The sequence below is a fragment of the Novosphingobium sp. AAP83 genome, assembly GCF_001295795.1.
Taxonomy (GTDB): Bacteria; Pseudomonadota; Alphaproteobacteria; order Sphingomonadales; family Sphingomonadaceae; genus Novosphingobium.
Genome location: NZ_LJHY01000004.1, coordinates 103,617 through 129,715, shown reverse-complemented (window position 1 = coordinate 129,715; position 26,099 = coordinate 103,617). Strand labels below are relative to the sequence as shown.

The following is a 26,099-nucleotide window of genomic DNA, read 5'->3' as shown; positions in this document are numbered from 1 at the left end:
AGGGGAAGCAGGAAAGTCGGCGGTTTCACCCCAACCGCTTCAACGCTGCGGCCAGACGCTCGGCCTCGGCAGCATGCATGGCGTGATCGGCGCGGGCCTTTTCCGCAGCCTCGGGCTTGGCTTTTTCGACGAACGAAGCGTTTGAAAGCCGCCCTTCAAGCGACTTGGCTTCCTTCTGCGAGGTCGCCAGCGCCTTTTCCAGCCGTGCCTTTTCGGCGGCAATGTCGATCACGCCTTCAAGGGGCACGATCAGGTTCGCATCGCCCGCGCCGATCTGCATCGCCGCGCCCGCAGGAGCAGCTTCGAAGCGGATGGCGGTGAGGCGGGCGAGGCGTTCGATCACGGCGGGGTTGGCGTCGATAATCGCGCGCGTTGCTGCCGAAGGATCGGGCAGATAGGCTTCGAGCCTTGCGCCGGGCGCGATGCCCAGTTCGTTCTTGGCGGTGCGCAGCGCTGAAACCAGCGCGATCAGCCATTCGACCTCGCGCTTGGCTGCGGCGTCAACCGCCGCGTCTGGTGCAGGCCAAGCCGCCACGATCAGTTCTGCCTCACGTGGGTGGGTGGGGTCAGACAACGCATGCCACAGCTCTTCGGTGACGAAGGGCATGAACGGGTGGAGCATGACGAGGATCTGGTCGAGCACCCAACCGGCGACCGCCTTGGTCTCGTCGTCGAAGTTGCCCTTCACCAGTTCGATGTACCAATCGCAGAACTGGTCCCACACGAAGTGGTAGACTGTGTTCGCCGCTGCATCGAAGCGCAGATCGGCCATCGCCTGATCGAGCGCGGCGAGCGTTTCGACAACCTCGCCGATGATCCACTTGTTCACCGCGCTGCTGGCGGCAGGCGCGGCGACCGATGTGCTGCCGGTGATGCCGTTGCTCTGGCAGAAGCGCGCGGCGTTCCAAAGCTTCGTTGCGAAGTTGCGATAGCCCTCGACGCGGCGCTCATCCATCTTCACATCACGGCCCTGGCTTTCCATCGCGCACATGAAAAAGCGCAAGGCATCAGCGCCATACTTGTCGATCAGCAGCAGCGGATCGACGACGTTGCCCTTGGATTTGCTCATCTTCTGCCCATCGGCGGCGCGGACAAGGCCGTGCAGATAGAGCTTCTTCCACGGCACTTCCTTCATGAAGTGCAAGCCCTGCATCGCCATGCGCGCATCCCAGAAAAACAGGATGTCAAAGCCGGAGACGAGCAGGTCGTTGGGGTAGTGTTTGGAGAGGAGTGAGGGCTTCTTCTCCCCCTCCTCTTCAGAGGAGGGGGCCGGGGGGTGGTGATCCCCCTTTGAGCTTGGTGCTGGAACCGCGCCGCCTGCGGCAGCGCCACCACCCTCTGACCCCTCCTCTGAAGAGGAGGGGGGATTAGCGTCGTCTTCGGGCCAACCGAGCGTGGCGAAGGGCCAAAGCGCGGAGGAGAACCATGTGTCGAGGACGTCGTTGTCGCGGGTCAACGGTGTGTCGCCCGCCAACTTTTGCGCGTCTTCTTCGGATTCAGCGACAAAGATCGAGCCGTCTTCGGCGTACCAAGCCGGAATCCGGTGACCCCACCACAGCTGGCGGCTGACGCACCACGGCTGGATATTCTCCATCCAGTTGAAGAAGGTCTTTTCCCACGTCTTGGGCACGATCTCGATGGCGCCTGAACGCACGGCTTCCATCGGCGCTTTGGCCAGTTCGGCGGCATCGACATACCACTGATCGGTTAGCCAAGGTTCGATCACCACGCCGCCACGGTCGCCAAACGGCGTCTGGATCGTGCGCGGTTCGAAGTCGGCGGCAATCTCGTTGCCTTCCTTGTCCTTGGTCACGTGCGGGATCAGGAAGCCGGCTTCCTTCATCCGTTCCACAACCAGCTTGCGCGCATCGAAGCGGTCCAGCCCTACGAATTCGGCAGGCACCAGTCCGTCGGCGGTCTGGACTACCTTCGCTTCGGCATCGAACATGTTGAGCATGTCTGCGGCCTTGATCCCGGCGCGCTTGCCCACTTCGAAGTCGTTGAAATCATGGCCCGGCGTGATCTTCACCGCGCCGCTGCCAAGTTCGGGATCGGCGTGTTCATCGGCCACAACGCGCAAGCGGCGTCCGGTCAACGGCTGGAGGATTTCCTTGCCGATGACAGATTTGTAGCGCTCGTCCTCAGGATGCACGGCAACGCACATATCGGCGAGCATCGTTTCGGGGCGTGTGGTGGCAACCTCGATGTAATCCAGCCCGTCGTCGCGCGTCACGCCGTCAGCCAGCGGATATTTGAAGTGCCAAAAGCCGCCCTGCGTCTCGCGGGTTTCCACTTCGAGATCGGAAATCGCGGTTTTCAGCTTGGGGTCCCAGTTCACCAACCGCTTGTCCCGGTAGATCAGGCCCTGTTTGTGGAGTTCGACGAAGACCTTGACCACGGCCTTGGTGAAGTGCGGGTCCATCGTGAATTGCTCTCTGGACCAGTCCATCGAGCAGCCGAGGCGGCGCAGCTGGTCGGTGATCGTGCCACCGCTCTCGTGCTTCCACTCCCACACTTTGTCGATGAAGGCTTGGCGCGTGTAGTTCGAGCGCTTGTCGCCCTTGGCCTCCATCTGGCGTTCGACGACCATCTGCGTGGCGATGCCAGCGTGATCGGTGCCAACCACCCATAGCGCATCCTTGCCGCGCAAACGCTCATAACGGATCATCACGTCTTGCAGCGTGTTGTCGAGCGCGTGGCCGATGTGGAGGCTGCCGGTCACGTTCGGCGGCGGGTTCACGATGGTGTAGGGTGCGGCGTCAGGCCGCTCGGGGCGGAACAGGTTGTTCTGCTCCCAATGGGCATACCATTTGGCCTCAAGGCCTGCGGGCTCGAAAGTCTTGGCGAGTTCTGCGGGATTGTGTGCGCTCATAGGGCTGCGCCTTGCCATCGCCGTGGCCCCGCTGCAAGCGCGCAGGCGGTTCATATGCGGAACCTTCGCCCAAGTTCCCGCGTTACAGCGCATGTGTTGCACTTGTCGCCCCGCCAGAATTACCGCATGAAGCGGATACCATGCGGGCTTTAACCGATTTTCAACTGACGCCCGGGTCCGGGGATGAAGGGGCCGTGCTTGCGTTTAGCGGGCCGATGACCGTTTCCTCGCTGGGCGTGACCGACCGCGAATTGCGCGGGCTCGATGATTCTCTGTCAAAGATCGATGTTTCGGCGGTCACGGTTATGGATACCGTAGGCGCGTGGACAGTTTGGCGGTTATCGCGTGATTCCGGCGCGGAAATCATCGGCTGCAAGCCTGAGCCGCAGAAGCTGATCGATGCGATCAGCAAAGCCGATTCCAACGCCCATTCGATCCGCGCAGCGCGCTTGCCGCTGTTCCAGCGCGTGCCCGAGCATGTCGGCGATGTGATGATTGGGATGGCCAAAGGCTTTTTGCAGGTCATCGGCTTTCTGGGCCAGATCATCCTCTCGGTCGGCACGCTGGCGCGGCATCCTGCGCGCTTTCGCATGAAGGCGCTGGTGCACCAGATGGAACTGGTCGGCGTCAATTCGCTGGCGATCATCGGCTTGATGAGCTTCCTTGTGGGCATCGTGATTGCGCAGCAGGGGGCGGTGCAATTGCGCCAGTTCGGGGCTGAAATTTACACCGTAAATCTCGTCGGCCGCCTGACTTTGCGTGAATTGGGCGTGTTGATGACCGCGATCATGGTCGCTGGCCGGTCCGGCTCTGCTTTTGCTGCGCAGATCGGCACGATGAAGTTGACCGAAGAGGTTGATGCGATGCGCACCATCGGGGTTTCGCCGATGGAAGCGCTGGTCGTGCCGCGTATTCTGGCCACGATGATCATGATGCCGCTGCTGGGCTTCTTCTCAGCCTTTCTCGGCATCATCGGTGGTGCATTCCTCTCCAGTCTGACACTCGGTATTCCTTTCTTCACATTTTTGACGCGTATCCAGGAGGTTGTGCCGCTGCATGACGTTTGGGTAGGGCTGACCAAAGCGCCGGTATTCGGGCTGATCGTGGCGTTGGCGGGATGCTATCAGGGCATGCAGGTGAAGAACAACGCCGAAGAGGTGGGGGCACGCACCACGGCGGCGGTGGTCATGGCGATCTTTACGGTGATCGTGCTCGATGCGTTCTTCGCCATCTTCTTTACCGAAATCGGGTGGGGCTGATGGGTGAAGCAGAAACCTTCGCGCCCGTGACGACAGACTTGCCGGAAATGCACGGGGCGTTTGACGGCGAATTCCCGATCCGAGTGCGCGGCATCCGCAATGTGTTTGGCGATCACGTCATTCACGAAGGCCTTGATCTTGATGTGCGCCGGGGCGAGATCATCGGCGTGGTGGGCGGTTCGGGCACGGGCAAATCGGTGCTGATGCGCACGATCATTGGCCTGCAAACACCGCAAGCCGGCGATGTCGAAGTACTGGGTCAATCGATCACCGATGCACGCGACGATGCCGATATCGATATCCGCAGCCGTTGGGGCGTGTTGTTCCAGGGCGGCGCGCTGTTCTCGACGTTGACCGTGGCAGAGAACGTTGAAGTGCCGTTACGCGAGTTTTATCCTGAAATCGGTGATGAATTGCGGCATGAAATCGCCCGCTACAAAGTGCTGCTTTCGGGCCTGCCCGCCGAAGCGACGAGCAAGTACCCGTCAGAACTTTCTGGCGGTATGCGCAAGCGTGCTGGTCTTGCGCGGGCCTTGTCGCTCGATCCTGAACTGCTGTTTCTGGATGAGCCGACGGCGGGACTTGATCCGATCGGCGCGGCGGCGTTTGACCAGTTGATTCTGCAATTGCAGCAGACGCTGGGCCTTACCGTGTTTCTGATCACGCATGATCTTGATACTTTGTACGAGATTTGCGACCGGGTTGCGGTGATTGCGGATCGCACCGTAATCGCCGTGGGCACGATCCCTGAATTGTTGGCGCTCGACCATCCGTGGATTCAGGAATACTTTAACGGCCCGCGTGGGCGGGCAGCACAAGATTCGCAGGCACGGCAACAGGTTGTGCGTGCAAGTGTGGTGACAGATGCTGCCACAAAGCAGATTTCGCCGATCATGGGCGAGGATTAAGGACAGGCCATGGAAACGCGGGCAAACCACATATGGGTGGGTCTGGTAACGCTGGCGCTGCTGGCGGCAACAGCCATGCTGACTATCTGGATCGCGCGGCTCAATCAGGGCGAACTCAACGAATATGACATTTTCTTCAAGCAATCGGTCGATGGCTTGGCCAAAGGATCGGAAGTGTCATTCTCAGGCGTGCCGTTTGGTCAGGTAAAGAACATCGAATTGTGGGAGCGTGATCCCGAATTCGTGCGCGTGCGTATTGCAGTTGATCGCAAGGTGCCGATTTTGCAGGGAACCACCGCGAGCTTGCAAGGAAGCTTTACCGGCGTGTCTACAATCCAGCTTTCGGGCGCACACAAAGGTGCTCCGGTGATTGAATGTCCAAAGCAAAACAAGCGTGCGACATGCCCTGAAGGCGTGCCGGTGATCCCGACCAAGCGCTCGGGCCTTGGCGAGATCCTGTCAAACGCGCCGCTGCTGCTGGAACGGCTTGCGACGTTGACGGAACGGCTGACGATGGTCCTGTCGGACAAGAACCAGAACTCTATCGAGAACATCCTGACCAACACAGATAGGTTGAGTGGCAATCTGGCCGACGCTTCGCCCGATATCAAACGGACGCTTACTGAATTGCAAGCTACCCTGCGGCAAGCAAACTACTCGCTGGCAAGTTTTGAAAAGCTAACCAACTCTGCCGATACGATGATCAACGATGAAGGCAACGGCATTGCCAAGCAATTGCGCAAGACGCTGGTTTCGGCAGAGGGCGCGGCGAACGAATTGCAAGCGACGTTGAATGACGCAAGGCCTGCTGCACGCCAATTGAACGAACGCACTTTGCCCGCTGCCGAAGCGGCCATCCGGGATCTGCAAGCGACCACCAAATCGCTGCGCGAGGTGACAGATCGTATCAACAACGATGGCATCGGCGGCATTGTTGGCGGCCCCAAGCTGCCTGATTACAAGAACTGAGGAGGCGAGCGCATGTACGCCAAAACCCTGATGATGTTGGGCCTTTCTGCTGCTTTGGCAGGTTGCGTCAGCTTCGGTGCCAAAACACCCGATACGTTGCTTTCGCTGCGTACGACGAATGCACCTGCTGCGGGAGCGACCGCAAGTGGTACGGCAGAAACGGCGTTGGCGGTGCTTGAACCGACAGCGGACGCTCGGCTCGCTGTCACTCGTGTACCGGTGCAGATCGATGATGCCAACGTGGCTTACCTGAAGAAAACTATGTGGGTCGAACGACCCTCGCGCCTGTTCCAGCGCCTACTGGCTGAAACGATCCGCGCCAAGGGCGGGCAGTTGGTGATCGAGAATGATGCAGGCGCCAATGGCCCGAAGCTGTCAGGCCGTCTGCTTGATATGGGCTATGATGTGCGCACCGGTTCAGTTGTGGTGCGGTTTGATGCGGTGAAGCAGGCGGGAGGCAAGATTGAAACACGCCGGTTTGAAAGCGTCGTCCCGGTGAACGAAGCCGAGGCGGAGTATGTAGGCCCTGCGTTAAACGAGGCAGCCAATACCGTGGCGCAAGCAGTTGCGGATTGGGTAGGGTGAATTTGCAAGCCCGGCCCGAACGGATAGTGGGTTAAGGTCTAGCCAACTGCGCAAACCGTGCCGCAGCCGCAAATGCCGCCGCCCGTTTGGCGCGCAATTCGGTGGCTTCCCAATCCTTGCCCCACAGTTCGGCCTGCCAGTCTTCTTCAAGATTGGCCGCATCCCACAGCGCGTCGATATCGGCCTGCGGATCAAGTGCGGCCAAGCCGATTACCAATGAGGCGGCAAGACCTGCGGTGTTGCGCAAAGCGGCCAGCGCAAAGGCATCATGCGTTGTCAGTTCGTCGCGCAGGCGCGCTAGTGTTTCGGGCGGCTGCGGCTTGTGCATCACGCCCGAAATGCGCACGAACCTCACGCCAAGCCGGGTTTCTGCACCCGCCAGCAAAGGCTCCCACATCAGCCGCTGGCGCGCGGCGAAGGGTTCGTCCGGTTCGGCACGATAGCATAGCGTATCAGTGGCGGCATAAGGCAGCAGGCTTTCAATCGCGGCTGCCGGATCGGGCGAGACAACATCGATCGCATAGTCGGCCATGTCGCGGAACAGGAAGCGCGCCACATCGATTTCGTCGCCCTGCTCAGCCCATTCTTGTGCCAGCACCTCGGCTAGCGCACGGGTTGGCACCACTTGCGGGCGCGCACTTACGGTTTTGATCGCGCGGCCATCCAAGTGCACGCCGAAACCTGCCCCGGCTTCGACGACAGTCACTTCACGGTAAAAACGCTTCATTCTTTTGGAGACCTCCAGCGGCGCGCAAGAAAGCGCGGCAGCGCGTAGAATTCGAACAGGCCGATGGCCGCGAGGACATAGCCAACTTCTTTAGGGATGCTGCCGAGCATGGCCGGGGCTTTGCCCGCGATGACCAAGACAGCCAGCAGCATAATCAAAGCGCCTGAAGCCCGTGCCAGCTGTAACACGGCAAAGCGACTGGCGGCGGGATCGGGCTGATCTGTCATGCTATACCCCTCAACAAATCGCGCAAGTGCGCCACGCTTGTGGCAACGTCTGCGGCGCCTGCCTCGATCAATTCATGCGTCTCGTGATAGCCCCAATCCACGCCGAAGCTGGTAACGCCGGCATTGCAGGCCATCGCAATGTCATAGACCGTATCGCCGATCATGACGGTGCGGGCGCGGTCTGCGCCGGCATCGGCGATGCATTGTTCGATCATCGAAGGATCGGGCTTGGACGGGTGACGGTCGGCAGTTTGCAACGATACGAAGTGCTTGGTCAGGCCATGCGCGGCAAGGCAATGGGCAAGGCCACGGTCCGATTTGCCCGTGGCGACCGCCAGTTGCCATTCGTCATTGGCCAGATGTTCAATCAGCCGGGCAATGCCATCATAGAGCGGCTCGGCCACAGCGCCCGCCTCACGCCGCGCGCGGAAGGCGTCTTTGTAAAGCTGGGTAAGGTCAGTGTGAACCGAATGCGCGCCTTGCGGGTACAATTGCCGCATCGCCTCATGCAATGAAAGGCCCACCACGCGGCGGGTGGCATGGCGTTCGGGCGGTGCAAGGCCCGCTGCCGAAAACGCCGCCTCCATCGCGGCACAGATATCCGCCTGGCTATCCACCAGTGTGCCGTCGCAATCGAAGATAGCCAGTTTCATGGGACCAACTTTCGCATAAGTTCGGCGATTGCGGGAGAGCCTTGTGCTTCCAGCCCGGCAGCCACGCGCGCACGTTCATCGGCGGGCTTGTTCTGCGAAAGCTTGAAGGTGGGGCGCCATGCCTGGACCTCCATTTCGAACCCGACGATGGCCGCCATCATCCTGCGCAAGTCATCGGGCGGTATCTTGTCCATCGTCCAGGGCTTGCCCTCGGTAATCCGCGCTTCATTGGCGGCAGACAGATTTTCCAGCAGCGCGTGGAGCCCGTCTTGATCCATCCGCCGCACCCTGCCTTCCAGTTCCAGCGCGACATAGTTCCACGTCGGCACTTGGGCCTGATCGGCATACCAGCGCGGGCTGACATAGCCATCCGGACCATTGATCAGGGCCAGCGCGGTCATCCCGTCAATATGCTTGGCCAGCGCATTGCCGCGCGCCAGATGAAACTGCACCGCGCCATCGCCGGTTGAAAGCAGCGGTGCGTGGGCGACGCGCGGGCCGTCAGGCGTTGTCGCAAAAACCATACCCATGCCAATTTCCGCGATCAGCGCTTCGTGCAGATCGCGGTCATCGTGGCGGAAGGCAGAGTTGGGGTGCATCGTCGCGTATTAGCCAGCTTTGCCCTTCGGCGGACCTTTGGGCCGCGCTGGGGCAGATCGAGGTGCGGCAGGCTTACGGGCCGCTGGCTTGTCGCTACGAGGCTTCTTGGCAGCCGGTGTGCGAACGGCTGGCTTCTTGTCGCCCAGCGGAGGCTTGCCAACAGGCTTTGGCCCGGACCGGGTCGGCGCGCCATCGACAGGCTTTCTTGGGCCGGACTTGCGCTTGGGAGCCAGGGCAGCCTCGGCCACGGCACGCTTGCCCGTCGCCTTGCGCCCGCCGCCGCCCGAAGCGACGCCGCCATCCGCGCGCTTGCGACGCTCGCCACGGCGTTCCTTGCGGTATTCCTTGGAGTGCGCCTTGGCCGCGCGCTTCTGCATGGTCTTTTCGGGGATCGGCTTGATCGGATCAATCGCCAGATCGCCGTCTTCCTCATGGAAGCCAAGCTGCGCCATGCTGGCCGCGAAATGCTCGGGCAGAGGGGCGGTCACGTCGATCAGATCGCCTTCGGGGTGTTCGATCCGCAACCGCCGTGCGTGCAAGTGCATCTTGCGGCTGATGCTACCGGTCAGGAACGCGGTTTGCCCGCCATATTTGCCATCGCCCACGATCGGGTGGCCAATTGCTGCCATATGCACGCGCAACTGGTGCGTGCGTCCCGTCAGCGGTTGCAGTTCCACCCATGCGGCTGAATTGCCCGCGCGGCTGATCACGCGATAGCGGGTGCGGGCCGATTGGCCTTCACCGCTTTCATCGACCATCATCTTTTCGCCGCCGGTGCCCGGCTGCTTTGAGATGGGCAGTTCGATAATGCCGTCCTTGATGTCGGGAATACCAACGATCAACGCCCAATAGATTTTGCGCGCGGTGCGGCCCGAAAAACGCTTCGAGAAAAACGCCGCGCTATTGGCTGAACGCGCCACCAGCACCACGCCCGATGTGTCCTTGTCGAGCCGGTGCACCAGACGGGGGCGTGCATCGGTTTCGCCGACAAAGGCATCCAGCAACCCGTCCACGTGCTCGAACGTGCCTGTGCCGCCTTGCGTGGCAAGGCCGGGCGGCTTGTTCAGGATGATCGCGGCGCGGTCCTTTTCCAGAACCATCGATTCGGCCAGTGCAATCTGCGCATCGGTCAGCGGCTTGCGTTCACGCTGGCCTTTGGGGCCGGGGATGATTGCGCCACCGGGCGGCACGCGCACGACTTGACCCTTTAATACGCGGGTATCCACATCGGCGCGCTTGCCATCCACACGGATCTGCCCGGTGCGTGCCCAGCGCGATACGGTGGCAAAGCCGACTTCGGGCAATTGCCGCTTGAACCAGCGGTCAAGCCGCACGTCGTTATCGTCGTGTTGGACGGTAAATTGGCGTACGTGATCGTCGCCTGTCTTCTTTGGTGCTTTGCTCATGCCACAGCCCTTGTAATATAAAGGCCGATAAACAACCCTGCAATTCCTGCGAAAACGGATCCAGCGGCATAGAGCGCCGCTGATGTGAATAGCCCGCGCTCAATCAGCAATACCGATTCGAGGCTGAAGGCCGAAAACGTGGTGAAGCCGCCGAGCACGCCAACGCCAAGGAGTAGTCGCCATGTCTCACTGCCCCAAGCCCCTTCAGAGGTCCCGTGGCGCGCCAGCCATCCTGCCAGCAGGCCCATGGCCAGACTGCCGGTGAAGTTGATTGAAAAGGTGCCCCATGGGAACACGGTGTTGGGGCCGGAAATGGTGCCAATCAGGCGTCCGGCATGGTAGCGCAGCACCGCACCGCTTGCGCCGCCAAGGGCAACAAGCGCAGAGGCCTGCAATGTCGAAGGAGGGTTCATGACGCGCCCTTAGACTGTCAGTGCGCAAATTGCACGACTTTGCTTGCCTTTGCTGCCCGATTTGGGTAGTGGCCCGCGGTCCGAGCCGGTCCCGTTGGATTCGGCGCGTTAAGTATTTCTTGGATTTAAGGTAACTCCCGCAGGCATAGCGGGCTCTTGCCATTTGATTGAGGTGTAGCGGTTTATGCAGATTCTCGTTCGCGATAACAATGTCGACCAGGCCCTTCGTGCGCTCAAGAAGAAGTTGCAGCGCGAAGGTGTGTATCGCGAAATGAAGCTGCGTCGCCACTTCGAAAAGCCGTCGGAAAAGCGCGCTCGCGAAAAGGCTGCTGCCGTTCGCCGCGCCCGCAAGCTTGAGCGTAAGCGTCAAGAGCGTGACGGCGCAAAGTAGGTTGATCGGGAGGGGGAACTCTCCCATCTAACCACTTGCCGCGTTGGCCCTGCTGGGCCAAGAGGGGCGCCGTCATTGCGGCGCCCTTTTGCACATCCGGTTATCGCGAATCATTCGTCGGCAACCGTTTGGCGCGAATCGCGCTTCCATCGGGGTCACCCAAAGGGGAAAACATGTCGGAAATTACCCGCGTCCCATTGCAACCTGTTGCCAAGGGCTCGCTCACCAAGATCTGGCTTGGCGTTATCGCCGCCGTACTCATCGGTTCTGGCGTCGCTTATGCCACCCGCTATGAAGGCGTTTCGATTGAAACCGTCACTGCTGGGACTGGCGCTTCGCCAACCAAGTCAGACGTTGCGCTGATCAACTATGTCGGTCGCCTTGCCAATGGTAAGGAATTTGATCGCGGTGAACGCGCTGTCTTGCCGCTCGAAACCGTGATCCCCGGCTTCGCCGAAGGTCTGGGCAAGATGCAGAAGGGCGGCAAGTACGTCCTCGAAATCCCGTCTGACAAGGCATATGGCGCCGAAGAAAAGCGCAATCCGCAGACCGGCGAAGTCGTCATCCCTGCCAACAGCGATCTCGTTTTTGAAATCGAACTGATCGATTACAAGAGCGCGGCTGAACTGGAACAGCAGCGTGCGATGATGGAGCAGATGCAGAAGATGCAGGGTGGCGCTGGTGGCGCTCCGGGCGGACTGCCCCAAGGTATGCCGATGCCTATGCCTGAAGGCGCTCCACAACCCTAATGCGCCGGGGGAGGGGCCAATCCGGTCTCGCCTCTCGGCTTGAAGCACGCCGCGCGCTCTGGTAGCGCGCGGCGTCTCCATTTTTAACTGCGCGAAAGTATCCGATCATGTCTGTCGATACCGCCACGGTGGCCAAAATCGCCTCGCTGGCCCGCATCAAGGTTTCGGAAACCGAATTGCAGGCGATGGTGCCTGAATTGAACGGCATCCTCGCCTGGGTCGAACAGCTCAGCGAGGTTGACGTAACCGGCATCGAACCGATGACCGCCGTCATCCCCAACACGCAACGCCTGCGCGAAGATATCGTCAACGCCGATCCGCTGACCGGCGGTGACCGGCGCGATGCGGTGCTTGCCAATGCTCCTGCGCCAGAACACGGTTTCTTCGGCGTGCCCAAGGTGATCGAATAATGACGAACCTTACCGATCTCGGCATCGCCGCCATCCGCAAAGGCGTGGTGGACGGTGAATTTACCGCCACCGAAGTCGCCACGGCGTTCAACGCTGCCGTTGCCGAAGCGCAAGTTTCGCTGAACGCGTTTATTGTGATCACGCCAGAAAAGGCGCTGGAAGCGGCTGCAAAAATCGATGCGGATCGCGCCGCTGGCACGCCGCTTGGCACCATGGCGGGCGTGCCAATCGGCATGAAGGATCTGTTCGCCACGCATGGCGTGCAGACCACCGCTGCATCGAAGATCCTCGAAGGCTTCATGCCCCAGTACGAATCGACCGTCAGTCAGAAGCTGTGGGATGCGGGCGCGGGTATGCTGGGCAAGCTCAACCTCGATCAATTTGCGATGGGCTCGTCGAACGAAACCAGCGCTTTCGGCAATGTCGTCTCGCCGTGGCGTCGTCCAAATGACACCGCGCCACTGGCTCCCGGTGGTTCGTCGGGCGGTTCGTCAACCGCTGTCTCGGCGCGGCTAGCGCCTGCCGCCACCGGCACCGATACCGGCGGTTCGATCCGCCAGCCTGCCGCCTTCACCGGCATTTCGGGCATCAAGCCGACCTATGGCCGCTGCTCGCGCTGGGGCGTAGTCGCTTTCGCCTCCTCGCTCGATCAGGCGGGGCCAATGGCGCGCGACGTGACCGATTGCGCGATCATGCTCGAAGCGATGGCCGGTTTCGATCCCAAGGATTCAACCAGTCTCAACCTGCCTGTCCCTGAATGGACCGCGAATCTTTCGGGCGACATGAAGGGCAAGAAGGTCGGCATTCCGCGCGAATACCGCCTTGACGGGATTGATCCCGATGTGGCGAAATCTTGGGATGATGGCATCGCGTGGCTCAAGGATGCGGGCGCTGAAATCGTCGATATCAGTTTACCGCACACCAAGTACGCGCTGCCGACATATTACATCATCGCTCCCGCCGAAGCCTCGTCAAACCTCGCGCGCTATGATGGCGTGCGTTATGGTTTGCGTGATCTGCCCGACGGTGCCGGCCTGCAAGACATGTACGCCGCCACCCGCGCCGCGGGCTTCGGACCAGAGGTGAAGCGTCGCATCATGATCGGTACCTATGTGCTCTCGGCCGGCTTCTACGATGCGTACTATACACAGGCCCAGAAGGTCCGTGCCCTGATCGCGCGCGATTTCACCGAGGCGTTCAAGCTGTGCGACGTGATCCTTGCCCCAACCGCGCCGTCCTCGGCCTTTGCGCTGGGTGAAAAGAGCGCCGATCCGCTGGAAATGTACCTGAACGACGTGTTCTCGGTCCCCGCCAGCCTTGCAGGCCTGCCTGCGATGTCGGTGCCAGCAGGCTTGGACCGCAGCGGCTTGCCGCTCGGCCTTCAGGTGATCGGCAAGGCATTCGACGAACAGGGCGTGCTTAACGCCAGCCTCGCGCTCGAACAGCGTGCGCAGTTTACAGCCCGTCCGGCAAAGTGGTGGTGAAAAATGGGACCGTCGCCGAATGATATGTGGATTGAAGCTCGTGATGCTGCGAATACTGTCCTAGGAGGTATTCTTGGTGGTTATCTTGGCTTTGGAATAACGCAATTCGGGGTGGTTCAGGATAAATATTCAGATTTCGCTGGTCTGCTAATTTGCTTAATTTGGGCAATAGGTGCTGTTTTCGCAAGTGGTGACCGGTTCCACAGAGGTAGCGTGAAAATTGCTCTAATCTATCTCGTATTCGGAATAGTAAGCGGTTTCGCTTCAATCTCTTATGCAGTCGAACTGGGGATTGATGGCAGAATTCTCCAGATCATTCTTGCTGTATGGCTCACCGTGTGGGCCGTGGAGGCACTAACAATGGTGCCCGCAATGCTCGTGAAGAGGAATGAAGGTGAGTAGTTATCGTATCCAGGGCGACACCGGCGAGTGGGAGGTCGTGATCGGCCTTGAAGTCCATGCGCAGATCACCACCAATGCCAAGCTGTTTTCCGGCGCAGCCACGGCCTTCGGGGCTGAGCCGAACACGCAAGTCAGCCTTGTTGACGCGGCGATGCCCGGCATGCTGCCTGTGCCCAACTTTGAATGCATCCGGCAGGCCGTGCGCACCGGCATGGCGATCAATGCCCAAATCAACAAATGGTCGCGGTTTGATCGCAAGAACTACTTCTACGCCGATCTTCCGCAGGGTTACCAGATCAGCCAGCTTTACCACCCCATCGTGGGTGAGGGCGCGATTGAAATCCAGTTGGACGACAAGAACCCCGATACCAAGAAGACCATCGGGGTCGAGCGCATCCACGTGGAGCAGGACGCGGGCAAACTGATGCACGATCAGCACCCGACGATGTCCTATGTCGATCTTAACCGCTCGGGCGTGGCGCTGATGGAAATCGTCAGCCGTCCCGATATGGGCTCGCCCGCGGAAGCTGGCGCGTACCTCTCGAAGCTGCGCACGATCCTGCGCTTCGTCGGCTCGTGCGATGGCAACATGGACCAAGGCTCGATGCGCGCCGACGTCAACGTTTCGGTGCGCAAGCCGGGCGGTGAACTGGGCACGCGGACCGAGACGAAGAATGTCAACTCGGTGCGCTTTGTGATGGCCGTGGTCGAACAGGAAGCCAAACGTCAGGTCGCGCTGATCGAAGACGGCGGCAAAGTCGTTCAGGAAACGCGGCTCTATGATCCGGATCGCAACGAAACGCGCTCGATGCGGTCAAAGGAAGATGCGCACGATTACCGCTACTTCCCCGATCCCGATCTGCTGCCGCTGGTGCTGGACGATGCGTTCCTTGAGGAATGCCGCGCGAGCCTACCTGAACTGCCCGATGCCAAGCGCCAGCGCTATGAAACTGCGCTGGGCCTTTCGGCTTACAATGCCAGTGTTCTGACAGCCGAGGTCGAAACCGCGCGCTGGTTCGAAGTGTTGCTGACCGAAACCGCGGCGAAGGCGAACAAGCCTGAAGCCGATGTGGCCAAGCAGGCCGCCAACTGGCTGATCTCCGAACTGTTCGGTGCGCTTAACAAGCTTGGCAAAAGCCTCGAAACCTCGCCAATCAGCCCGGCTGCGGGCGCTGAGCTGCTCGCACTCGTGGCCGACAGCACAATCTCGGGCTCCATCGCCAAGCAGGTGCTCGAAAAGATGCTGGAAACCGGTGATGGCGCGGCCCTGATCGTTGAACGCGATGGGTTGAAGCAAACGACCGATACCGGCGCGATCGAAGCTGCCATCGACACTATCTTGGCCAACAACGGCGACAAGGTCGAGCAGTACAAGTCAGGCAAGGAAGCCCTGTTCGGCTTCTTCGTCGGCCAGACGATGAAGGCCATGCAAGGCAAAGCCAACCCGCAGATCATCAATGAACTGCTGAAGAAAAAGCTGGCTTAAGGAAATTCAAAGGGGAGGGCGCGTGAGGCCTTCCCCTTTGCTGCCTCAGGCGCGCGTCCCCTCCATCGGGAACGTACCAAACATTCCGGCTGTTACCGTGCCTGTCAGGGTGTCACCGTCGATGGTTGCTTTGCAGTCGAGAGTCATCGGCATGGGTGAGGTCATTTTCATCTGCCAGATCAGGGTATTGCCCTCAACCTTGCCGCTTTCGACGTCCATCGAACCCATTTGGCCGGAGTTGTTTCCGGTGAAGCTTTCGCCATCTGCGTTGACAATGAAAGTGCTGGTCTGATCGCCCATCGGCGTTTTGGTAACGCAAGTGTAGCTGCCTGATACGGACATGGATGCTCTCCCGTTATTGTGTGTGCAGAATTACCTGCAAACATGTAAATGGCAAGGCAGATAAATCCCCCTCCCGGTGGAAGGAAGGGGGCCTTGCCCTATCCTACTTCGCTTCGGCTACTTCCTCGATTGGCAAGCCAAGGCTCTCCAATTGCGGTTTCACTTTCGCCGCATCACCCACCACAACCCAGACCATGCCATCCATCGTGATCTTTGATCGGAACGCCGTGTCGGCATCGGCTGCGGTCATCTTGCCGTATTTGGCCGCCAAGGTTTCGTAATAGTCGTCGGGGCGCTGGTAATTGACGATCTTGGCCATGCCTTCCAGCACCGCGCCGCTGGTTTCGAACATTCCCGGCAATTCGCGCGCGCTGCTCTTGGTGGACCATTCCATCTCTTCAGGCTTTACGCCATTCGCATCTGAAAACGCGGCGATCTCCTTGCGGATTTCGGCGATGGCTTCGCCGGTCCGGTCGGTTTGCACCGGCGCGACCACGCGGAACGTGATCCGGTCTAGCGGTTCGGTCACGCCGTTGTAGGTGCCATAGCTCCAGCCCTTGTTTTCGCGCAGGTTCATGTTGATCCGGCCAAGGAAATTTCCGCCCAGAATATCGTTTGCGGTGCCCAGTGCCAGTAGGTCATCGGTGCCCTTGGCATCGATAACCTTTGCGCCGGTGATGTACGATTGCGGTGATCCGGGGCGATTGACCAGAATGATGCGCGCCTTGGGGGCGGGGATCGGCGCGGTAAAGTCCTTGGTTGGACGCGCCATCCGGTTGGCTTTCCAGTTGCCAAACGATCCGTTGAGCGTCTGCACCACCTGATCCAGCGTGGTATCACCCACCACGAAAATCCGGGCCGTATCGGGGCGGAACCAGCGCGCATGGAACGCGGCCAGATCATCACGCTTCAGCGTTTTGACTACGGCGGGATCGCCCGTGCCGCTGGGCGGGAAAGCATAGGGGAACTGTGTGCCGTAAATCGCAGGATTCAGCACCCGCCCCGCCAGCGCAGCAGGGTTCTTCATCTCTGCCGCAATGCCTGCCAGTTGCTGCGTGCGCACGCGTTCCAGTTCTGCTGCATCGAGCGCCGGATGCAGTACGATGTCTGAAAGCAGGCCAAGCGACGGTGCAAGATTGGACGACAGCGCATCAAGCTGGAACGAGGTCATGTCTGAATTTGCCGAGAGCCGGATGCTGGCACCCAGGCGTTCCTGCGCCCGCGCAAGGCTCGAACTGTCCAGCGTTTGCGTGCCTTCATCCATCAGGTTGAGCAACAAGGATTGCGTGCCGAGGGCGGATTTCGGGTCGGCAGCATATCCTGCGTCAAAGCTGACGCGCACCGATACGGTTGGCACGGCCGTGCGCCGCGCAAAGTACACGGGAATGCCGTTTTTCAACGTAGCGCGTTCAATCGTGGGGAAGTCCAGCGGGGCAAGATCGCCCACGGCGGGCAGCTTTGAACGGTCGCCTGCGCCAAGGCTGGAAACCGGCGCACCTTTGGCCATGGCTTCGGGATCAAGGAAATAGGCGGGGCTCCTGCCCATAGCGTCTTTGGTGAAGAAGCCGCCACGCCCTTCGCCGCCTTGTTCGCGCGCGCCGGGTTCAACCGTCAGCGCGAATACGGGCCGCGTCAGCCACTTCTGCATGGCAGCCGTGACTTCGCCCGATTGCATCGCGGCAATCCGGGCAAGTTCTGTGCGATAGTGCTGGGGGTCGCCGTTGTAGAGCAAACCTTCGGCCAGCGTGGGCGCTTTGCCGTGCCCGCCACCGGTTGTTTCAAGCCCGCGAATTTCGCCGGCGGTGGCAGATGTGGCCGCGCGCAGCATCTCATCCGCGTTCGGGCCTTCTTTGATGAACTTGGCAATTTCGGCATCAAGCGCTGCGGCAACTTTGGCAGGGTCCTGGCCCGGCGTTACATCGGCCATCACCTCGAATTGTCCCGCCTGTGCGAAAATCGACGCATTGGCCGAAACCGCAACCGCGAGTTTTTGTTGGCGGACCAGTGCATCATCCAGTCGCGACGAAGCCAATCCGCCCAGCACCGATCCTGCCAGTTCAAGCGGAAGATAATCGGGGTTATCCAGACCCGGCACCGCCCACAGGCGGTATATCCGCGTGGTAGCCACCTGATCCTTGATCGTTTTGGCAAGCGGCGCAGGCAAGGTGGGCACAGGCGCGCTGACTGGCTTTACCGCTGGGCCGGATGGAATATCGCCAAACCACTTGGTCACTTTGGCTTTGGCGGTGACCGCATCCACATCGCCGGCCAGCACAAGGATGGCGTTGTTGGGCGCGTAATTGTCTTTGAACCAGCCCTTCACGTCGTCAAGGCTGGCGGAATCCAGATCGGCCATCGAACCGATGGTGGAGTGGTGATAGGGGTGGCCCTGTGGGTACAAGTTCTCAAGCTGCTCATATTCGACAATCCCATAGGGGTTATTGTCGCCTTGCCGCTTTTCGTTTTGCACAACGCCGCGCTGGTTATCGAGCACCTGCTGCGTCACCGCGCCAAGCAAGTGGCCCATACGGTCACTTTCCATCATCAGCGTCAGGTCGAGCGCGCCTGTGGGCACGGTCTGGTAGTAGTTCGTGCGATCAAACCATGTTGTCCCGTTAAGGTCGGTTGCACCCACTTGCATAAGAGGCTGGAAGAAATCGCCGGGCACGTTTTCGGTGCCGTTGAACATCAGATGTTCGAACAAGTGCGCAAAGCCGGTCTTGCCTTTGGGTTCATGCTTCGATCCCACCGCATACCAGATTGATACTGCCACAACCGGAGCCTTGCGATCCGTGTGGACCAACACCGTGAGGCCATTGTCCAGCTTGAAGCTTTCATACGGGATCTGCACTTTGCTGACGAGTTCCGCCAGCGGGGCGGGCGCAGCAGATGGACCTTGCGCTTCGCGCGCAACAGTCTGGGCAGGAAGGGTGGCGGCGATTGCAAGCAGGCTGGCGGAAAGAAGACGGCGCATGGTGTTCCCGAAGTTATGGCGGCACATTGATTGTGCCCGCTTTGATGAACGAAGGCTGAGAGCAGAGCCATTTGAATGAAACTGCGCTAGAGTAGCCAAAAATTAGTTTGTATGGAAACTTTCTAGCCGCCAAGATCGGACATGCAAGAGGGCCGTGCCTAAGGGTAGGTTCTCCCGGACCCCAAGCGCACAAAAACCGAGAGAGAATGATGAACGTTAAGTCTGCCCTGATCGCCACTTTGCTCGCAACTGTTGCTACCTCTGCGTGGGCGCAAGATCCGGTGTTTGATGCACAGTCGGTGCGCGCCCATGTGACTTTTCTGGCCGATGATCTGCTGGAAGGCCGCGATACAGGTTCACGTGGGTATGACATTGCCGCCAACTATGTGGCCTCACAGTTCATCGCTATGGGACTGAAGCCCGCCGCAGCAGACGGCACATTTTTCCAGAAAATGACCGTGCGTCAGGCGCTTCTTGATGGTGCGCCCAAGCTGACGCTTAGCTTCGGCGGAAATGAAACGGTGCTATCCGACACTGCAAAGGTGCTGGTGCGTCCCAGCCTCACCGACCCGGGAGTGGGCGTTGAAGCGGGCATGGTCTTTGCAGGCTTTGGCTTTGATCGGCCAGAATTGGGCTTTGATGATTACAAAGGCCTTGATGTGAAGGGGAAGATCGTCGTCGTCCTCACCGGATCGCCTAAGGGCACGCCCAGTGAACTTGGCGCGCATCTCAATTCCGATAAAGCCGTGATGGCCATGAAGCGCGGCGCAATCGCCCTCATCACCGTGCCCACATTGGAAGACACCGCGCGGCGTTCGTGGGAAAAGCGGGTCGAGATGTCCGAGAGCCCGTCCAAAGGTTGGGTCGGCACTGATGGCAAGGCATTCAGCCGCGCGCCGGGGATCAAGGCATCGGTCACGCTCAATCCCGATGCTGCCGCGCCTCTGTTTGCCGCTGCCAAAAAGCCGTTGGCCAAAATCCTTGCCGATGCGAATAAGAAGGGTGGTCGGCCCAAGGGCTTTGCGCTTTCCGGCACAGCCAGCATTTCGTTTGCCAGCGCATGGACCGATGTCACCAGCGCCAATGTCGTCGCCATGCTGCCGGGCAGTGATGCGAAACTGGGCAGTGAATTTATCGGCATGACCGCCCATCTCGATCATGTCGGCATTCACGGCAAGGGTGAGGACAAGCTCCACAACGGCGCGATGGACAATGCCTCGGGCGTTGCCACCATGCTCGAAGTGGCCAAAGCTATTGCGAGGGAAAAGCCCCGCCGGTCGGTGTTGTTTGCCGCGCTTACAGGTGAAGAAGGCGGGCTAATCGGCTCTGACTACCTCTCGCGAAATCCTTTGGCGCAAGGCGATCTGGTCGCTGTCGTGAACTTCGATATGCCGGTGCTGACTTATATGTTCTCCGATGTCGTGGCGTTTGGGGCCGAGAATTCGACAATGGGGCCGGTCGTGGCCGAAGCTGCACGCAAAGCCGGGATCAAGCTTTCGCCCGATCCGATGCCCGAAGAAGGCCTGTTCACCCGTTCGGACCACTATCGTTTCGTGCAGCAGGGCGTGCCCGCCGTGTTCATGATGACCGGCTTTGAAGGCCCCGGCGAAAAGGCCTTCCGCGATTTCCTCAAGAACAATTATCACCAGCCCAGCGACGATCTGAAGCTCCCGTTCAACTGGGATGCCGCAGCGCTCTTCGCCAAAGTGAATTACTTCACCGTACAAACCCTCGCCAACGCCGATGAACGCCCGCGCTGGTACGCAAACAGCTTCTTCGGCAATGAATTTGCGCCGGGCGCGCCGAAGGCAGCTGTTCCGGTAAAGTAAGCGCTTCTTTTTTGTTTCACGCAGAGGCGCGGGGAAGAAGGGGAGAGGCGGAGAAAGGTAAGATTGGAGGGTGGTGCTGCCGGAGGCCTTCGGACGCTTACTCCTTCGCGTCTCCCTTCCTTCTCCGCGTCTCTGCGTGAACCGGTCTTGCGCAAGATCAACGACCACCCTCCATCGCATGTTCTACCACTTTCGTCGGCGCAGCTCTTGTGTTGCAAATAAGTAACACCATGTTGAGCGCAACAGGAGGTCACTCGAACCATGAATCTCGAGAAATTCACCGATCGCGCCAAGGGCTTTTTGCAAGCCGCCCAGACCGTCGCCATCCGCATGAGCCATCAGCGGATTACAGCGGAGCACATCCTCAAGGCCCTGCTGGAGGACAGCGAGGGCATGGCCAGCGGCTTGATCCAGCGCGCCGGTGGCAACGCCGCCGTTGCGCAGGCCGAAGTCGACAAGGCGCTTGGCAAGCTGGCTTCGGTTTCCGGATCAGGCGCGCAACAGACGCCGGGGCTGGATAATGATGCCGTGCGTGTGCTCGATTCCGCCGAGCAGATCGCCACCAAATCGGGCGACAGCTTCGTCACGGTCGAGCGGATGCTCGTCGCACTGGCACTCGCCACAACCACGGGAGCAGGCCAGGCGCTCAAAACCGCAAACGTCACGCCCCAAGCGCTGGAGGCTGCGATCAGCGAGTTGCGCGGTGGCCGCAATGCAGACAGCGCCAGCGCCGAAAACGCTTATGACGCCATGAAGAAATACGCCCGCGATCTCACGCAGGCCGCGCGGGATGGCAAGCTTGATCCGGTGATCGGGCGTGATGAGGAAATCCGCCGCACCATCCAGATCCTCGCCCGCCGCACCAAGAACAACCCCGCGCTGATCGGCGAACCCGGCGTGGGCAAAACCGCCATCGCCGAGGGCCTTGCGCTGCGTATCGCCAATGGCGATGTGCCCGACAGCCTCAAAGGCCGTCGCTTGATGTCACTCGACATGGGCAGCCTGATCGCGGGCGCCAAATATCGCGGCGAGTTCGAAGAACGCCTCAAGGCCGTGCTTGACGAGGTCAAGGGGGCCGAGGGCGAGATCATCCTGTTCATCGACGAGATGCACACCCTGATCGGCGCGGGCAAAGGCGAGGGCGCAATGGATGCGTCGAACTTGCTCAAGCCTGCCCTCGCGCGCGGAGAACTGCACTGCATCGGTGCGACCACGCTTGATGAATATCAGAAGCATGTCGAGAAAGACCCCGCACTTCAGCGCCGCTTCCAGCCGGTGTTCGTGGGCGAGCCTACGGTCGAGGACACGATCTCGATCCTGCGCGGGATCAAGGACAAGTATGAGCTGCACCATGGCGTGCGCATTGCCGATAACGCGATTGTTGCCGCAGCCACGCTTTCGCACCGCTATATCGCGGACCGTTTTCTGCCGGACAAAGCCATCGACCTGATGGATGAGGCCGCCAGCCGCATTCGCATGGAAGTGGAGAGCAAGCCCGAGGAAATCGAGAAGCTGGATCGCAAGATCATCCAGCTCAAGATCGAGGAAATGGCGCTCGCCAAGGAGACCGATGCTGCATCAAAAGACCGTCTGGCCAATCTGCGCGAGGAACTGGCGAACCTTGAGCAGCAGTCATCGGAATTGACCACGCGCTGGCAGAACGAGCGCGACAAGATCGCGGCCGAAGGCAAGATCAAGGAAGCGCTTGACGCCGCCCGCAGCGAACTGGAAGTGGCGCAGCGCAATGGCGATCTGGCCAAGGCGGGCGAGCTTGCCTATGGGCGAATCCCCGAACTTGAAAAGCAGCTGGCCGAGGCCGAAGGCGTGAGCCAGAACGCGATGCTGCGCGAGGAAGTGAACGCTGATGATATCGCCGCTGTCGTCAGCAAATGGACCGGCGTGCCTGTCGAACGGATGCTGCAAGGCGAGCGCGAAAAGCTTCTGAAAATGGAGCACGTTATCGGTGAGCGCGTGATCGGCCAGAAGGACGCGGTACTCGCCGTGTCCAAGGCCGTGCGACGTGCGCGTGCGGGCTTGCAAGACCCGAACCGCCCGCTCGGCAGCTTCCTGTTCCTTGGTCCCACTGGTGTGGGCAAAACCGAATTGACCAAGGCGCTGGCCGGTTTCCTGTTTGATGATGACAGCGCGATGGTCCGCATCGATATGTCCGAATTCATGGAAAAGCACTCGGTCAGCCGCCTGATCGGTGCGCCTCCGGGCTATGTTGGCTATGATGAAGGCGGCGTTCTGACCGAAGCGGTGCGCAGGCGGCCCTATCAGGTCGTGCTGTTCGACGAGGTGGAGAAGGCGCATTCCGATGTGTTCAACGTCCTGCTGCAAGTGCTCGATGATGGCCGCCTGACCGACGGGCAGGGCCGCGTGGTCGATTTCACCAATACGTTGATAATCCTCACCAGTAACCTTGGCAGTCAGTACCTTGCCAATCTGGAAGAGGGGCAAGACGTTGCCAGCGTGGAGCCGCAAGTGATGGAAATCGTGCGCGGCCACTTCCGGCCTGAATTCCTCAACCGGTTGGACGAGATCATCTTGTTCCACCGTCTCGGTCATGAGCATATGGCCCCGATTGTAGAGATACAGGTGGGGCGGGTGCAAAAACTGCTCAAGGACCGCAAGATCGCGCTGGCCTTGACCGACGCCGCCAAGCGCTGGTTGGGCCGTGTCGGCTATGATCCGGTCTATGGCGCAAGGCCGCTGAAGCGTGCGGTCCAGCGCCATATGCAGGATCCGCTGGCCGAACGCTTGCTCGCCGGAGAAATCCCCGATGGCAGCACGGTGACCATTGATGAAGGCGATGGCGCTTTGTCATTCGCCGTCACGTAAAGCAAAAAAAGGGGGCGGTTCCTTGCGGAGCCGCCCCATTGATGTCGCCGGTAGGGGAGCCGGCGAGGCTAACTTCAGATCACAGCAGCTTCCATGTTACGGGCACAACGATTGTTGTCGCGCCGCCCGGAGGCGGTGGCACCGTTCCGGCACGCGTCGGCATTGCCAGCGCTTCTTTATCCAGTGTGCTTGAGCCCGAAGGTGCGACCAGTTCGGTGCGTTCAATCGCGCCGCCAGATCCGACAAAGACTTTAACCTTCGCCGTACCCTCTTCGCCACGCATTTGCGCGGTGCGGGGATAAGTCTGCTTCGATGCGATGATCCGCGAAACCTGGCGCTGCCACTCGGGCGATTGGGCAAAGGCCGGGGTCAGGGTCATTGAAAAGGCGGTCAAGGCTGTACCAATTTTACCAATCATTTTCATGAGCGTGTCTCCTTCAAGTTTGGCAGTTGTTTCAGTTCAAAAATTGCGAAAGTGACTTAGAACTCGTCCCACTCATCAACATCGTTTTTGAGCACGGTGTTGCCGATAACCATTGGTGTTTGGACAGCTGGGGTCGGGCGATGCCCTACGGCGGGCGGCGCATAGGCTGCATCGGGCACTTCGGCGTGCGCAGGCGCCATGCGCGTTACACCTCCGCTCAATTTAAAGCGGCCCAATTGTTCGACTAACGCCACGGTTTCCGTCGCCAGATTGCGCGTTCCGGCTGAACTCTCTTCAACCATCGCCGCATTCTGCTGGGTGAACGCGTCCATCGATCCAACCATGGCCGAGATATCGGCAATGCCCGCAGCCTGCTGTCCGGCGGCTTCTGCAATCTGTTCAACCAGCGTTGATACCGCGCTCACCTCCGCCACGATCTGGCGCAACGCTTCACCGCTCGATTCCACCAGCGCGACGCCGCCGCTCACCTCGTCGGTGCTTTTGCTGATCAGTTCGCGGATCGATTTGGCGGCATCTGAAGACCGCTGCGCCAGTGCCCGCACCTCAGTGGCGACCACGGCAAAGCCCTTGCCTGCGTCACCTGCACGCGCAGCCTCGACGCCTGCGTTCAGCGCCAGAAGGTTGGTCTGGAAGGCAATACCATCAATCACGCCAACGATTTCTGCCATCTCGCGAGAGCTGGTTTCAATGCTGCGCATCGCGGCAACTGCACGGTTGGCGGTATCGCCCACGCCTTCAGCCGTGTTGCGCGCCACGGTCAGCCGTGAACTGGTTTGCTTCACGTTATCGGCTGTGGTCCGCACCGATGACGTAAATTCGCCAAGCGTGCGCGATGTTTCCGCCAGCGAATTGGCCTGTTGCTCGGTGCGCAAAGACAGATCGGTTGCAGCACTTGCGATTTCATCTGTGCCCAACCGGATCGTATTGCAGCCATCAGCAATCTTGCCCAGTACACGCTCAAGCGAGATGACTGCGACGTTGTAATCCACATGCAGCTTGGCCAGAGCGCCGCTGCCGTTTTCAGGAACACGTAATGTCAGCTTTCCTTCCGCCAGCGCGGTAAGGCCTTCGCCAATAGCATCGATCGTCACTTGTGTTTCGCGGGCGCGGGCGTTTTCAGCTTCTGCGCGGGCATGATCCGATGCGAAGACATCGCGGAATTGATCAAGTGCACGGGCCAGTTGGCCCAACTCGTCCTTGCGGCCAAGACCGGGGATAAGAACTGCGTGGTCGCCGTTGATGAGGCTGGTAACCGATTCCGACATCTTCACAACAGGGCGGGCAATGTTGCGCATGAAGAAGGCAAGCAGGCAGAGCGCTGTGACAAGCCCGAAGGCGATGGCTGCCAAAGTAAATTTGCGTGCGGACTCGTAGATATGCTCGCTATGCGCGGTAACTGCATCAGATGCCTTCTGGTTTACTTCGATGGCTCCCAGGATCGCGTCTTCCAGCGAATAGAATGAGTCGAGTGCTTCGGAGTCATGCATGACTTGCGCCGCTGCGGGATCGCCGCCCAGAGCAAGCGATTGCATCTGCTCGTCCTGCTGCAATGCCACGCCCCATGCCTCGCGGATGGCGCCGAGTGCTGCCTTTTGTTCGTTGGTCGCTGCCAGCTTTTCATAGTCGGCAAGCCCACCTTCGATGGCTGACCGTGCATTTTTGAGCATCTTCTGGCCGCGTTCCATGCCTGCGGGCGAACCGGCATTGAACATCTCGTCTTGCTTGAGGCGATATTGTGAGGTGAACGCATGAATATCACCCAGCGTCGCAGCCGAGGGGATCCAGCGGTCCCGCTGCTCGGCAGCAATCGCGTTAACCTCGCCGATTTTCGAGATGGCGAACAATCCCATGCCGCCCATCACTGCCAACAACAGTGAAAACGCAGCAATGAATTTGGCTGAAATGTTGAATTTGAACATCGTTACTCCCCGAAGGCCAGGCGGAACGTTGCCTTTTCTATCAAGGGAACTGGAATCTTGCGTAAGGCGGCCTACCCGTATTGTCGCGCACGCCTTGGCTTGGGATTTTAACCTAAAATTATCTGTATCTTACCAACGGGACCTGAAAAATATCGATTGATCGAGAAGTTAAAGGGTAAACAGAACATCAAGCTTCGATAAGATAGAG

At 59.8% G+C, this 26,099-nt stretch carries 23 protein-coding genes; 12 read left to right on the top strand and 11 right to left on the bottom strand.

Going from position 1 to position 26,099, the window contains the following annotated elements; all coding sequences use genetic code 11:
• Positions 1 to 25 precede the first annotated feature (25 nt).
• Entirely contained in the window at positions 26 to 2,872 is a 2,847-nt protein-coding gene (locus IP81_RS03540; protein WP_054106596.1) for a valine--tRNA ligase, read from the bottom strand.
• Between the two features lie 140 nt (positions 2,873 to 3,012).
• Between IP81_RS03540 and IP81_RS03535 the strand changes: the two genes are divergently transcribed.
• The 4 genes from IP81_RS03535 to IP81_RS03520 are packed head-to-tail and all read left to right on the top strand — an operon-like array spanning position 3,013 to position 6,593.
• Entirely contained in the window at positions 3,013 to 4,131 is a 1,119-nt protein-coding gene (locus IP81_RS03535) for an ABC transporter permease (protein ID WP_054106748.1), read from the top strand.
• Between the two features lie 47 nt (positions 4,132 to 4,178).
• Positions 4,179 to 5,039 carry an ABC transporter ATP-binding protein gene (locus tag IP81_RS03530; protein WP_054106747.1) on the top strand — a complete coding sequence of 287 codons (861 nt, stop codon included), beginning with the start codon at positions 4,179 to 4,181 and terminating at the stop codon, positions 5,037 to 5,039.
• A gap of 9 nt (positions 5,040 to 5,048) precedes the next feature.
• Positions 5,049 to 6,008, top strand: a complete 960-nt coding sequence (locus tag IP81_RS03525; protein WP_054106595.1) for an MlaD family protein — start codon at positions 5,049 to 5,051, stop codon at positions 6,006 to 6,008.
• A 12-nt stretch (positions 6,009 to 6,020) separates the two neighbouring features.
• The gene (locus tag IP81_RS03520; protein WP_054106594.1) at positions 6,021 to 6,593 is read left to right on the top strand and encodes an ABC-type transport auxiliary lipoprotein family protein; all 573 of its coding nucleotides are present in this window, start codon (positions 6,021 to 6,023) and stop codon (positions 6,591 to 6,593) included.
• Positions 6,594 to 6,624: 31 nt separating this feature from the next.
• Here IP81_RS03520 and IP81_RS03515 read toward each other — a convergent pair whose 3' ends face one another.
• From IP81_RS03515 to crcB, 6 genes are read right to left on the bottom strand one after another with little or no spacing between them, the layout of a single operon-like run.
• Positions 6,625 to 7,320, bottom strand: coding sequence for an ATP12 family chaperone protein (locus IP81_RS03515; RefSeq protein WP_054106593.1), 696 nt, complete (start codon positions 7,318 to 7,320; stop codon positions 6,625 to 6,627).
• Complete coding sequence (locus tag IP81_RS03510; RefSeq protein WP_054106592.1) at positions 7,317 to 7,547, bottom strand: hypothetical protein; 231 nt, start codon at positions 7,545 to 7,547, stop codon at positions 7,317 to 7,319. Before IP81_RS03510 ends, IP81_RS03515 begins: the two co-directional genes overlap by 4 nt.
• Complete coding sequence (locus IP81_RS03505; protein ID WP_054106591.1) at positions 7,544 to 8,200, bottom strand: HAD-IA family hydrolase; 657 nt, start codon at positions 8,198 to 8,200, stop codon at positions 7,544 to 7,546. Before IP81_RS03505 ends, IP81_RS03510 begins: the two co-directional genes overlap by 4 nt.
• Positions 8,197 to 8,799 (bottom strand): FMN-binding negative transcriptional regulator, encoded by a 603-nt coding sequence (locus IP81_RS03500; protein ID WP_054106590.1) that lies wholly within the window; start codon positions 8,797 to 8,799, stop codon positions 8,197 to 8,199. The genes IP81_RS03505 and IP81_RS03500 overlap by 4 nt, the downstream gene beginning before the upstream one ends.
• Positions 8,800 to 8,808: 9 nt before the next feature.
• Positions 8,809 to 10,206, bottom strand: coding sequence for an RluA family pseudouridine synthase (locus IP81_RS03495; RefSeq protein ID WP_054106589.1), 1,398 nt, complete (start codon positions 10,204 to 10,206; stop codon positions 8,809 to 8,811).
• Positions 10,203 to 10,619, bottom strand: coding sequence for a fluoride efflux transporter CrcB (crcB, locus tag IP81_RS03490; protein ID WP_054106588.1), 417 nt, complete (start codon positions 10,617 to 10,619; stop codon positions 10,203 to 10,205). The genes IP81_RS03495 and crcB overlap by 4 nt, the downstream gene beginning before the upstream one ends.
• 184 nt (positions 10,620 to 10,803) lie before the next feature.
• Here crcB and rpsU point away from each other — a divergent pair, with 184 nt between their 5' ends.
• The 6 genes from rpsU (at position 10,804) to gatB (ending at position 15,541) form a co-directional block, all read left to right on the top strand.
• Positions 10,804 to 11,010 (top strand): 30S ribosomal protein S21, encoded by a 207-nt coding sequence (gene rpsU / locus IP81_RS03485; RefSeq protein ID WP_011446475.1) that lies wholly within the window; start codon positions 10,804 to 10,806, stop codon positions 11,008 to 11,010.
• Positions 11,011 to 11,183: 173 nt separating this feature from the next.
• On the top strand, positions 11,184 to 11,759 hold the full coding sequence (locus IP81_RS03480) for an FKBP-type peptidyl-prolyl cis-trans isomerase (protein ID WP_054106746.1): 576 nt from the start codon (positions 11,184 to 11,186) through the stop codon (positions 11,757 to 11,759).
• A 107-nt stretch (positions 11,760 to 11,866) separates the two neighbouring features.
• Entirely contained in the window at positions 11,867 to 12,169 is a 303-nt protein-coding gene (gene gatC / locus IP81_RS03475) for an Asp-tRNA(Asn)/Glu-tRNA(Gln) amidotransferase subunit GatC (protein ID WP_054106587.1), read from the top strand.
• Positions 12,169 to 13,653, top strand: coding sequence for an Asp-tRNA(Asn)/Glu-tRNA(Gln) amidotransferase subunit GatA (gene gatA / locus IP81_RS03470; RefSeq protein WP_054106586.1), 1,485 nt, complete (start codon positions 12,169 to 12,171; stop codon positions 13,651 to 13,653). Before gatC ends, gatA begins: the two co-directional genes overlap by 1 nt.
• A 3-nt stretch (positions 13,654 to 13,656) precedes the next feature.
• Positions 13,657 to 14,055: a hypothetical protein gene (locus IP81_RS03465; protein ID WP_157573062.1), complete on the top strand. Its 399-nt coding sequence runs from the start codon at positions 13,657 to 13,659 to the stop codon at positions 14,053 to 14,055.
• Positions 14,042 to 15,541, top strand: a complete 1,500-nt coding sequence (gene gatB / locus IP81_RS03460) for an Asp-tRNA(Asn)/Glu-tRNA(Gln) amidotransferase subunit GatB (protein ID WP_054106584.1) — start codon at positions 14,042 to 14,044, stop codon at positions 15,539 to 15,541. The genes IP81_RS03465 and gatB overlap by 14 nt, the downstream gene beginning before the upstream one ends.
• A gap of 45 nt (positions 15,542 to 15,586) precedes the next feature.
• Here gatB and IP81_RS03455 read toward each other — a convergent pair whose 3' ends face one another.
• Positions 15,587 to 15,883 carry a hypothetical protein gene (locus IP81_RS03455; protein ID WP_054106583.1) on the bottom strand — a complete coding sequence of 99 codons (297 nt, stop codon included), beginning with the start codon at positions 15,881 to 15,883 and terminating at the stop codon, positions 15,587 to 15,589.
• 103 nt (positions 15,884 to 15,986) lie between these two features.
• Positions 15,987 to 18,857 carry a pitrilysin family protein gene (locus IP81_RS03450; RefSeq protein ID WP_054106745.1) on the bottom strand — a complete coding sequence of 957 codons (2,871 nt, stop codon included), beginning with the start codon at positions 18,855 to 18,857 and terminating at the stop codon, positions 15,987 to 15,989.
• Between the two features lie 209 nt (positions 18,858 to 19,066).
• Between IP81_RS03450 and IP81_RS03445 the strand changes: the two genes are divergently transcribed.
• Together IP81_RS03445 and clpB are read left to right on the top strand one after the other, a co-directional pair.
• Entirely contained in the window at positions 19,067 to 20,686 is a 1,620-nt protein-coding gene (locus IP81_RS03445) for a M28 family metallopeptidase (RefSeq protein WP_054106744.1), read from the top strand.
• 261 nt (positions 20,687 to 20,947) lie between these two features.
• The gene (gene clpB, locus IP81_RS03440) at positions 20,948 to 23,527 is read left to right on the top strand and encodes an ATP-dependent chaperone ClpB (protein WP_054106582.1); all 2,580 of its coding nucleotides are present in this window, start codon (positions 20,948 to 20,950) and stop codon (positions 23,525 to 23,527) included.
• Between the two features lie 79 nt (positions 23,528 to 23,606).
• Here the strand turns inward: clpB and IP81_RS03435 are convergent, their stop codons facing one another.
• On the bottom strand, positions 23,607 to 23,951 hold the full coding sequence (locus IP81_RS03435) for an energy transducer TonB (RefSeq protein ID WP_054106581.1): 345 nt from the start codon (positions 23,949 to 23,951) through the stop codon (positions 23,607 to 23,609).
• Positions 23,952 to 24,007: 56 nt separating this feature from the next.
• Positions 24,008 to 25,891 carry a methyl-accepting chemotaxis protein gene (locus tag IP81_RS03430; RefSeq protein ID WP_082355936.1) on the bottom strand — a complete coding sequence of 628 codons (1,884 nt, stop codon included), beginning with the start codon at positions 25,889 to 25,891 and terminating at the stop codon, positions 24,008 to 24,010.
• Positions 25,892 to 26,099: the final 208 nt, after the last annotated feature.

Excerpts from the sequence above, each read along its gene's own strand:
- IP81_RS03520 (WP_054106594.1), top strand. The coding sequence starts at position 6,021 with ATGTACGCCAAAACCCTGATGATGTTGGGCCTTTCTGCTGCTTTGGCA.
- IP81_RS03500 (WP_054106590.1), bottom strand. The coding sequence starts at position 8,799 with ATGCACCCCAACTCTGCCTTCCGCCACGATGACCGCGATCTGCACGAA.
- rpsU (WP_011446475.1), top strand. The coding sequence starts at position 10,804 with ATGCAGATTCTCGTTCGCGATAACAATGTCGACCAGGCCCTTCGTGCG.
- IP81_RS03510 (WP_054106592.1), bottom strand. The coding sequence starts at position 7,547 with ATGACAGATCAGCCCGATCCCGCCGCCAGTCGCTTTGCCGTGTTACAG.
- IP81_RS03495 (WP_054106589.1), bottom strand. The coding sequence starts at position 10,206 with ATGAGCAAAGCACCAAAGAAGACAGGCGACGATCACGTACGCCAATTT.
- IP81_RS03515 (WP_054106593.1), bottom strand. The coding sequence starts at position 7,320 with ATGAAGCGTTTTTACCGTGAAGTGACTGTCGTCGAAGCCGGGGCAGGT.
- IP81_RS03435 (WP_054106581.1), bottom strand. The coding sequence starts at position 23,951 with ATGAAAATGATTGGTAAAATTGGTACAGCCTTGACCGCCTTTTCAATG.
- IP81_RS03465 (WP_157573062.1), top strand. The coding sequence starts at position 13,657 with ATGGGACCGTCGCCGAATGATATGTGGATTGAAGCTCGTGATGCTGCG.
- clpB (WP_054106582.1), top strand. The coding sequence starts at position 20,948 with ATGAATCTCGAGAAATTCACCGATCGCGCCAAGGGCTTTTTGCAAGCC.
- IP81_RS03505 (WP_054106591.1), bottom strand. The coding sequence starts at position 8,200 with ATGAAACTGGCTATCTTCGATTGCGACGGCACACTGGTGGATAGCCAG.
- IP81_RS03455 (WP_054106583.1), bottom strand. The coding sequence starts at position 15,883 with ATGTCCGTATCAGGCAGCTACACTTGCGTTACCAAAACGCCGATGGGC.
- gatA (WP_054106586.1), top strand. The coding sequence starts at position 12,169 with ATGACGAACCTTACCGATCTCGGCATCGCCGCCATCCGCAAAGGCGTG.
- IP81_RS03540 (WP_054106596.1), bottom strand. The coding sequence starts at position 2,872 with ATGAGCGCACACAATCCCGCAGAACTCGCCAAGACTTTCGAGCCCGCA.
- IP81_RS03480 (WP_054106746.1), top strand. The coding sequence starts at position 11,184 with ATGTCGGAAATTACCCGCGTCCCATTGCAACCTGTTGCCAAGGGCTCG.
- IP81_RS03450 (WP_054106745.1), bottom strand. The coding sequence starts at position 18,857 with ATGCGCCGTCTTCTTTCCGCCAGCCTGCTTGCAATCGCCGCCACCCTT.
- gatC (WP_054106587.1), top strand. The coding sequence starts at position 11,867 with ATGTCTGTCGATACCGCCACGGTGGCCAAAATCGCCTCGCTGGCCCGC.
- gatB (WP_054106584.1), top strand. The coding sequence starts at position 14,042 with ATGAAGGTGAGTAGTTATCGTATCCAGGGCGACACCGGCGAGTGGGAG.
- IP81_RS03535 (WP_054106748.1), top strand. The coding sequence starts at position 3,013 with ATGCGGGCTTTAACCGATTTTCAACTGACGCCCGGGTCCGGGGATGAA.
- IP81_RS03445 (WP_054106744.1), top strand. The coding sequence starts at position 19,067 with ATGAACGTTAAGTCTGCCCTGATCGCCACTTTGCTCGCAACTGTTGCT.
- IP81_RS03430 (WP_082355936.1), bottom strand. The coding sequence starts at position 25,891 with ATGTTCAAATTCAACATTTCAGCCAAATTCATTGCTGCGTTTTCACTG.
- IP81_RS03525 (WP_054106595.1), top strand. The coding sequence starts at position 5,049 with ATGGAAACGCGGGCAAACCACATATGGGTGGGTCTGGTAACGCTGGCG.
- IP81_RS03530 (WP_054106747.1), top strand. The coding sequence starts at position 4,179 with ATGCACGGGGCGTTTGACGGCGAATTCCCGATCCGAGTGCGCGGCATC.
- crcB (WP_054106588.1), bottom strand. The coding sequence starts at position 10,619 with ATGAACCCTCCTTCGACATTGCAGGCCTCTGCGCTTGTTGCCCTTGGC.